The organism is Pigmentiphaga sp. (assembly GCF_019689535.1).
GTDB lineage: Bacteria > Pseudomonadota > Gammaproteobacteria > Burkholderiales > Burkholderiaceae_B > Pigmentiphaga.
Window position 1 is genome coordinate 1 of sequence record NZ_JADGHH010000163.1, and the last position, 8,144, is coordinate 8,144.

At 66.5% G+C, this 8,144-nt stretch carries 8 protein-coding genes; 6 read left to right on the forward strand and 2 right to left on the reverse strand.

What is annotated here, in order from left to right; genetic code table 11:
• Both IRZ12_RS13430 and IRZ12_RS13435 read right to left on the reverse strand, forming a co-directional pair.
• Positions 1-511, reverse strand: a 511-nt coding sequence (locus IRZ12_RS13430) for a TlpA disulfide reductase family protein (protein ID WP_296469276.1), incomplete at its 3' end; no start/stop codon positions are given.
• Positions 508-1,122: a hypothetical protein gene (locus IRZ12_RS13435; RefSeq protein WP_296469278.1), complete on the reverse strand. Its 615-nt coding sequence runs from the start codon at positions 1,120-1,122 to the stop codon at positions 508-510. The genes IRZ12_RS13435 and IRZ12_RS13430, both read right to left, overlap by 4 nt.
• Before the next feature lie 100 nt (positions 1,123-1,222).
• On the opposite strand from IRZ12_RS13435, the gene mpl reads away from it, so the two are divergent.
• From mpl to mtgA, 6 genes are all read left to right on the forward strand, one after another.
• A complete protein-coding gene (gene mpl / locus IRZ12_RS13440) occupies positions 1,223-2,611 on the forward strand; it encodes a UDP-N-acetylmuramate:L-alanyl-gamma-D-glutamyl-meso-diaminopimelate ligase (protein ID WP_296469281.1) in 1,389 nt (462 codons plus the stop codon).
• A complete protein-coding gene (locus tag IRZ12_RS13445) occupies positions 2,608-3,219 on the forward strand; it encodes a YqiA/YcfP family alpha/beta fold hydrolase (protein WP_296469290.1) in 612 nt (203 codons plus the stop codon). Before mpl ends, IRZ12_RS13445 begins: the two co-directional genes overlap by 4 nt.
• Positions 3,220-3,225: 6 nt before the next feature.
• Positions 3,226-5,283 (forward strand): ribonuclease catalytic domain-containing protein, encoded by a 2,058-nt coding sequence (locus IRZ12_RS13450; protein ID WP_296469282.1) that lies wholly within the window; start codon positions 3,226-3,228, stop codon positions 5,281-5,283.
• Between the two features lie 288 nt (positions 5,284-5,571).
• Positions 5,572-6,387 carry a TonB family protein gene (locus tag IRZ12_RS13455; protein ID WP_296469284.1) on the forward strand — a complete coding sequence of 272 codons (816 nt, stop codon included), beginning with the start codon at positions 5,572-5,574 and terminating at the stop codon, positions 6,385-6,387.
• Positions 6,387-7,226 carry a shikimate dehydrogenase gene (aroE, locus tag IRZ12_RS13460; protein ID WP_296469286.1) on the forward strand — a complete coding sequence of 280 codons (840 nt, stop codon included), beginning with the start codon at positions 6,387-6,389 and terminating at the stop codon, positions 7,224-7,226. The genes IRZ12_RS13455 and aroE overlap by 1 nt, the downstream gene beginning before the upstream one ends.
• A gap of 1 nt (position 7,227) precedes the next feature.
• Positions 7,228-8,010 (forward strand): monofunctional biosynthetic peptidoglycan transglycosylase, encoded by a 783-nt coding sequence (gene mtgA, locus IRZ12_RS13465; RefSeq protein WP_296469288.1) that lies wholly within the window; start codon positions 7,228-7,230, stop codon positions 8,008-8,010.
• Positions 8,011-8,144: the final 134 nt, after the last annotated feature.

Consider the following 8,144-nt stretch of genomic DNA (forward strand, 5'->3'; position numbering starts at 1 on the left):
TTTCCGCCTTGATCCGCCCCGCGTACTGGTGAAGGACGCTGCCTTTCTCGTCGATGACCACGGTGTAGGGCAACCCGCCGCTGGCGTTCCCCAGCTCTCGCGCCAGCTCGGTGCCCACGTTGCCGGCGATCAGCAAAGGATAACTCACCGGCACCTTTTGCACGAATTTTTGCATGTTAGTCGCCGAATCGATGCCGATGCCCACGAATTGCGCCCGTCCGTCGAATTCCTGCCGAAGTGCCTCGAGCTCGGGCATTTCCTCCACGCAGGGCGGGCACCAGGTAGCCCAGAAATTGACCACCAATCGGCGTCCGCGCCATTGTTCGAACGCATAAGAACGCCCGTCCAACCCTTCCAAGGTCTGCGCATACAGGATGTCGACCGCCCGGTCGGAGCTGGGACGCGGCGCGAGCTGCCACCAGGCCGCCACGCCACCGGCCAGCGCCGCTGCCGCGCCTAGGCCGCCATAGACCAACAACTGGCGACGCTTGTCGGAAGACCCGTGGTTCATGCCATCCCCCCTTGCACATCCTCTGCTTCGTCGAGCAGCCGCGACACCGCGCGCGCATCCCCGCGCTCCACGCGGCCGTCCGCTCCCGGCTTGAGGGCGCCGCGCAAGGCCAGGTCGTCATAAATACTCAACATGACGCCCTCGCCCTTCCACATGAAGTACAGCGCTTCGACCTTGCCGCGGCCCCGGAAATCCGGACGCTCGCCCACTTCGTATTGAATGCCTTGGTTGATCAGGAAAATCTCCACCTCCTTGGAAGAGTCGGCGAAGCACTGCAAGGCAATATCGGAATGCTCGCCCGCAGTGCCGTTCCAGACCGGACCGACCAGGTAGGGCTGGAATCGATCGAGCAGCTCCATGACCGACAAGGCCACCCGCCGCAGGCGGTTCAGCCTGGCCGGCTGGGTGTCGCCCATGAACAATGCCTGGTATTCGCGGACTTCGCTTTCGATTTCGTCATTGTCGGGCAGCACGTCGCCCTTGGGCAGGGCCCCCTTGCCCACCAACTGCCGGACCGCCTTGCGCTTGGCGGTGCTGTAATCGAGCCCGTCCTCGGCGATCATCCTGGCCGCAGCGGCGGCAATTTCCTGGCGCAAAGAAGAAAACGACATGATTGCTCCAAGGAGATGACCCCGACATCATACTTCGTGTCCCGGAGCGCCGCCGGTCCGGGCGTCTACAATCCCATACCCGACCGGAAGACTGGCAACCATGCATCTACATATTCTCGGCATCTGCGGCACCTTCATGGGTGGCCTGGCGCTGCTCGCGCGGGCGGCCGGCCATCGCGTCACGGGCTGCGACGCTGGCGTCTACCCGCCCATGAGCACCCAGCTCAGGGAGCAAGGCATCGAACTCATCGAAGGCTACGGGGCGGACCAGACCGGCCTCAAGCCCGATTTGTTCGTCGTGGGAAACGTCGTCAGCCGGGGCAACCCGCTCATGGAGGCCATCATGAACGAGGGGCTGCCCTACGTCTCCGGGCCGCAATGGCTAGGAGAACACATCCTGCCGGGCCACCATGTGCTGGCCGTGGCCGGCACGCACGGCAAGACCACGACCACCTCGATGCTCGCCTGGATCCTCGAGGCTGCCGGCCTGGCGCCTTCATTCCTCGTTGGCGGCGTGCCGCTCGACTTCGGGGTCTCGGCACGTTTGTCCACGGGCTCCAAGCGCCTGTTTGCCATCGAAGCCGATGAATACGACACCGCCTTCTTCGACAAACGCTCCAAGTTCGTCCACTACCGGCCCCGCACGGCGATCCTGAACAACCTTGAGTACGATCATGCGGACATCTTTCCCGATCTTGCCGCGATCGAAACCCAATTCCACCATCTCGTGCGTACCGTCCCAAGCCAAGGACGCATCGTCGCGCCCACGCGCAGCCCGGCGATAGATCGCGTGCTTGCGCGCGGTTGCTGGTCAGAAGTCGTCACGTTCGGCGAAGATGGCGCATGGCAGGCAGGTCCGGAGCAATCCGACGGGAGTTTCGAGGTCCTCCACCAGGGCGCCCCGGTCGGCCGCATCCAATGGACGCTAAGCGGCGAACACAATCGCATGAACGCACTGGCCGCCATGGCTGCCGCCGAGCACGTGGGCGTCTCCCCCGCGGAGGCCGCGGCAGCCCTGAGCCGCTTTGGCGGCGTGAAGCGCCGCATGGAACTGCGCGGGACGGTGCGCGACATACGGGTGTATGACGACTTCGCGCACCACCCCACGGCCATCGCCACCACGCTGGCGGGCTTGCGGGCGAGGATGCCGGGCGGGCGCATCCTGGCCGTGCTCGAACCGCGATCCAACACCATGAAGCTCGGCGCGATGAAAGCCCAGCTTCCGGGCTCCCTGGCGCAAGCCGACCTTGTTTTCTGCTACGGTGAGAAAACAGGCAAGCACGCCCTGGGCTGGGACCCGGCCGAAGCCCTCGCGCCCTTGGGCGACCGGGCAAGTGCCTGGTCGGACCTGGCCGCCATGGTCGAAGCCGTCGCGCGCACCGCGCAGCCGGGCGACCACATCGTCGTCATGAGCAACGGTGGCTTCGGGGGCGTGCACGACAAACTACTGCAAGCGCTGCGCGAGCAGGCCGACGCCGGAGGCCCCTGATGATTCTGTACCTGCACGGATTCCGGTCCTCGCCGGCTTCGTACAAGGCGCGCCTCTTGGCCGAGGCCATGTCGGCACGCGGCCGGAACAAGGAATGGGCGTGCCCCCAATTGGCGGCCAGTCCTCGCCAGGCCATGGAGCTGGCCGAATCTTTGGCGCGGGACATGCAGGCCCATGCGCGGTCTGCCGGACGCGAACTGACCCTCATCGGCTCTTCGCTGGGCGGCTATTACGCCACCTTCCTGGCCGAACGGCTGGGCTGCCGCGCCGCACTGCTCAACCCAGTCGTGCACGCCGCGCGCGACCTGGCCACGCAGGTCGGCGAACACACGACGTATCACGACGGCCAGCCCTTCTCGTTCACGGCCACCCACGTGGAAGAGTTGCGCGCCTACGCCGTCGAGCGCATCTCCCGTCCCAACCGCTACTATTTATTGGCGGCCACTGGCGATGAAGTGCTGGACTGGCGCGAGATGCGCGATCACTACCGAGGCGCCCGGCAACACATCATTGAAGGCGGCGACCACGGCATCAGCGACTTCGCGCGGTACTTGCCGGAAGTGCTGGCCTTCGCCGACGCCCCGAACGACGAATTCTCCCCTGGATAACACGCAATGCATGTCCTTTATGAGGATGACGGCGGATTCAAGGCCGCCACCATCCTGAGCGAAACCGATGCCAGCCTCCAGGTCGAGGCGGCAAGCGGCAAGCGGAGCAAGATCAAGAAGTCCGCCATCATCGTACGATTCGAGCAACCCGACCCGGAGTCCCTGCTCAAGCAAGCGGAGGAGGCATCGAAGGAACTGGACGTGCAGTTCCTCTGGGAATGTGCGCCCCAGGAGGAGTTCGAGATCCCGGCACTGGCCGAGGAGTACTACGGCCACCCGCCGGCGCCGGTCGAACAGGCGGCCATGCTGCTGCGGGTGCATAGTGCCCCGGTCTACTTCCACCGGCGCGGCAAAGGCAAATATCGACCGGCCCCGCCGGACATCCTTGCCGCCGCACTTGCCGCCCTCGAGAAAAAACAGCGCCAGGCCGAACAGCAACAGGCTTGGGTAGAAGAAATCAAAGCCGGCAGGCTGCCGGAACCGCTGGCCCGCCAAGCCGAAACCCTGCTGTTCAAGCCGGACAAGAACACGCTGGAATGGAAGGCGCTCGATGCCGCGTGCACCCAGCTGCAGGTCCGCCCTGAGCGGCTGCTGATGAACCTCGGCGCATTCCCGAGCGCGATCTCCATCCACAAGCGGCGCTTCTACGCGCAGCACTTTCCGCGCGGCACCGGCTTCGCACCGGCCGAGGTCCCGCCCATCGCGCGCGACCTGCCCCTCGCCGACGTGGAGGCGTACTCGGTCGATGACATCACCACCACCGAGATCGACGATGCGCTCTCCGTCCAGCAGCTGGACGACGGCACCCTGCGCGTCGGCATACACATTGCCGCGCCGGGGCTCGCCGTCACGCGCGACAGCAACCTGGACGCGCTGGCGCGCGCGCGCATGTCTACCGTGTACATGCCCGGGGACAAGATCCCCATGCAGCCGGAAGAAGTCATCAAGGCGTTCTCTCTGGATGCCGGCGCCCCCGTGCCCGCCGTCTCGCTCTACGTGGTCGCCGACCCCGAAACGGGCGAAGTCCTGTCGCACGAATCGCGCATCGAACGCATCGTGGTACGCGAGAACCTTCGCCACAACGTGCTGGACGACGTCGTGACCGAAGCGCTGCTGGACGACCCGTCCGCCGAGGTACCCTACGGCCACGTCTTCCGTCCGCTCTGGCGCCTGGCCAAGGCCCTGTCGGCCAAGCGCGATCAAGTACGCGGCAAGCCCGAGTCGAACAACCGGGTCGACTTCAGCTTCTACGTCGACGGCGATCCGGACCGGCCGGAAGAGGCAAGGGTGCGCATCGTGCAACGCAAGCGCAACGCCCCCCTGGACCGCCTGGTGGCCGAATACATGATCCTGGCCAACAGCTTGTGGGGAGGCCTGCTGGCCTCGTGCGGCGTGCCGGGCATCTACCGTTCGCAGCAAATGGGCCGCGTGCGCATGGGGACGGCGGCCGCACCGCACGAATCCATCGGCGTACCCCAATACGCCTGGTTCACGTCGCCGCTGCGCCGCTATGTAGACCTCGTCAACCAGGGCCAGTTGATCGCGGCGATCGACCACGGCGTCTCGGCCCGCCTCGCGGCCCCGTTCAAGCCGCGCGAGGCCGATCTCTACGCGATCATCAGTGCCTTCGAGGCCAAATACGGCGCCTATGCCGACTTCCAGCAGGCCATGGAACGCTTCTGGTGCCTGCGCTGGCTCAAGCAGGAAGGGTTGCGCCGCGTGGAAGCGGTGGTGCTGCGCGACGACCTGGTGCGCCTGAAGGATGCGCCGTTCTACACCCGCGTGGGGACGCTCCCCTCCCTGGAGCGGGGCCAGCACGTCATGCTGGAGATCATGGGTGACGACGAGCTCGAGTTGACCCTGGATTGCCGCTTCCTGGACGTGGTGGAGAGCGCGCAGGCCGACGAGGACATCGAAGAGGAGCCGGCCGCCGAAGAGCACGCGCAAGCCGCCGAGATCGATGCCGCCGACGGCCCCGACCCGACGGATGCCCGGCTGGTCGACGCTTCGGAAAGGCACGCTCCTGATTCCGAAGACGCTGGCGGCACCCCGCCCGCGTCCTGACCCGTCCGCCCAGGGTTTCCCAGGCAACCCGAGCGCCAGGCGGCATACAAGTCGCCCGGCGCCATCCGCAGCCCAGGCGGCGATCCGGCCAGCCTGAAGAATTACAATCGCGGGGTGTCGCACCGCCCTGCTCCCGCATCTCCGCCCGATTCCTCCGCCGCGCCGGCCCCCGGCGTGCGGCCGGCCGCCTCGCACCCCGCGAAAATGCCTAGGCTCCGTCGCCTTCCCGCCCAGCTGGCCCGCCAGCTCACACAAGATTGGAAGGAACGTCCGGATCGGCGCTATCTGATGAGCGCGATCGTGATTTCGCTGGCGGCGCACGGCATCCTGTTCGCCCTGCACTTCACGGCACCGCGGGCGCAGCGGCCGGAGCGAGATGCCGGCCTGGAGGTCGTGCTGCTTAGCGCAGGCACCCGCCAAGCCCCCTCCAAGGCCGAACTACGCGCGCAGGTGGCCAGCAGCGGCGGCGGGGACGCTACGGCAGGACATGCCCAAGCACCCACGCCGCACGCCGCAGCCGACCGCAACGGAAAACTGCTCGCGCAGCTGCAAGCGCGGCAGGCGGCGCTGGAAGCGGAGCAGCGCCGCCTGGCTGCGGCCCTCGCCCAGCACCGCGCGCCCCAGCCCGCTCCCGCCGCCCAGCCAGGCACGCCGTCGAGCGAACGGAACGCCATGCAGGAGCAGGCCGAGCACCTTGCACGCCAGTTCGCCGAGGTCTCCCGACGCATCGAGGACTACAACAAGCGTCCGCGCCGCCACTTCTTTGCGCCGTCGACCTCGGAATACCGGTTTGCGGTATATGTCGAGCAATGGCGCGAGCGCATCGAGACCCTCGGCACCCAGCACTATCCCGCCGCCGCGCGTGGCAAGGTATATGGATCCTTGCGCATGACGGTATACATACGCAGTGACGGCACCGTGGAAGGCATAGACATCGACAAGCCGTCGGAACATAAAATACTCAACGACGCCGCCCGGCGCATCGTCGCGCTTGCCGCGCCGTTCGCGCCTTTTCCGCCCCAGATCGCGCGCGATACCGATGTGTTGGCCATCACGCGCACCTGGTATTTCACCAACGACAAGCTCTTCGCGAAGCCCGGCTAATGCTTCCTTCCCCTCGCACACGCTACGCCGTCATCGGCAATCCCATCGCACACAGCAAATCGCCGTGGATCCACGCCCGGTTCGCCGAGCAGACCGGGGAGCCCATCACCTATGAGGCGATCCTGGCGCCGGTCGATGGATTCGCCGCGCAAGTCGAAGCGTTTTTCGCCTCGGGCGGCGGTGGCTTGAACGTCACCGTGCCGTTCAAGCTACAGGCCTTTGAATTGGCGCGCGCGAACCTGAGCCCCCGCGCGCGGGCGGCTGGTGCAGTCAACACGCTTTGGATGCAAGACGGCGCATTGCACGGCTGCAATACCGACGGGGTCGGCCTGCTCAACGACCTGCGCCGGCTGGGAGCACGCTTGGCCGGAGCCCGGGTGCTCGTTGCCGGAGCGGGAGGCGCGGCGCGGGGCATATTGCTGCCGCTGATCGAGGCGGGCTGCGCCAGCATAGACATCGCCAACCGCACGCCGTCCCGTGCACAGGAGCTGGCGGCGGCTTTCTCCGCGTCCGCGGGAGCCGTCATGCGCGGTGGCAGCTATGCCGACCTACCCGCTGACGGCCGCTGGGACCTCGTCATCAATGCCACGGCCAGCAGCCTGGACGATGAAGCGCCGCCCCTTCCGGCCGGCGCCTACGCGCCAGGCGGGCTGGCGTATGACCTCATGTATGCCGCGCGCCCCACTGCCTTCATGCGGCAGGCAGCCGCCGACGGAGCCGCCGCGGTTGCGGACGGCCTAGGCATGCTGGTGGAACAGGCCGCCGAAAGCTTTTTCATCTGGCGCGGCGTCCGCCCCGACCCAGGTCCCGTGCTGACGGCCCTGCGAACCTCTTTATGAGATGAGCGCCCGCCGCCCCCAGCTCCGCCGCCGTCGCTCCCTGCGCGCCCGCATCCTGTCGGCGGGCATGCGCCTGTGCCTCGCGGCCTTGGCGCTGGTGCTGCTGTACCAAGCCTGGATCTTTGGCTGGGTCGTCTGGTATGCCTACATGCCTCCCGGCACGACTTCGGTCATGCGCGCGGAATTGTCCCGCCTGCAAAAAACCGACCCCAAGCGCAAGCTCGATTACCGGTGGGTCGACTACGATCGCATCAGTAATCACCTGAAACGTGCCGCCGTGGCCGCCGAAGACGCCAATTTCCTCGAGCACGGAGGCATAGACTGGGACGCGGTCGAACGGGCATACGCCCATAACCGGCAATTGGCCGAAGCCACCGAGCGTGCCCTGGCGCTTGGCCGGCGGCCGCCGCAACGGCCCATGCGCGGCGGCTCGACCATCACGCAGCAGGTCGCGAAAAACCTATTTCTTTCCAACTCGCGCACCTACTTGCGCAAGGCCCAGGAAGTCGTCATCACCTACATGATCGAGCTGGTCATGAGCAAACGGCGCATCCTGGAGCTGTACCTGAACATCGCCGAGTGGGGGGAAGGGGTTTTCGGCGCGGAAGCAGCCGCACGCCACTACTTCAACACCTCGGCCGCCAACCTATCGGCCTACCAAGCCGCGCGGCTCGCCTCCATGCTGCCGCGGCCGCGCTACTACGACAAGAACCGGGGCTCGGCCTACCTCGCTTCCCGCACCGACAGGCTGCTGCGCTGGATGCCGGGAACCGCGATTCCCTAAGCGCTGCCCGTCACGCAATTGCAACCAAAGCCGCCAAGCCGGCCCGACGCCCTGACGAACACCGCCTGCACGCGTACAATTGCGGCGTCGTCAACTCTGCAGTGCCAGGCACTGCTTTTCGGCATGGCCTCACA

What these genes read in the sequence shown, in the direction of transcription:
- IRZ12_RS13435 (WP_296469278.1), bottom strand. Translation starts at nt 1,122, where the DNA reads ATGTCGTTTTCTTCTTTGCGCCAGGAAATTGCCGCCGCTGCGGCCAGG.
- mpl (WP_296469281.1), top strand. Translation starts at nt 1,223, where the DNA reads ATGCATCTACATATTCTCGGCATCTGCGGCACCTTCATGGGTGGCCTG.
- IRZ12_RS13450 (WP_296469282.1), top strand. Translation starts at nt 3,226, where the DNA reads ATGCATGTCCTTTATGAGGATGACGGCGGATTCAAGGCCGCCACCATC.
- IRZ12_RS13455 (WP_296469284.1), top strand. Translation starts at nt 5,572, where the DNA reads ATGAGCGCGATCGTGATTTCGCTGGCGGCGCACGGCATCCTGTTCGCC.
- aroE (WP_296469286.1), top strand. Translation starts at nt 6,387, where the DNA reads ATGCTTCCTTCCCCTCGCACACGCTACGCCGTCATCGGCAATCCCATC.
- mtgA (WP_296469288.1), top strand. Translation starts at nt 7,228, where the DNA reads ATGAGCGCCCGCCGCCCCCAGCTCCGCCGCCGTCGCTCCCTGCGCGCC.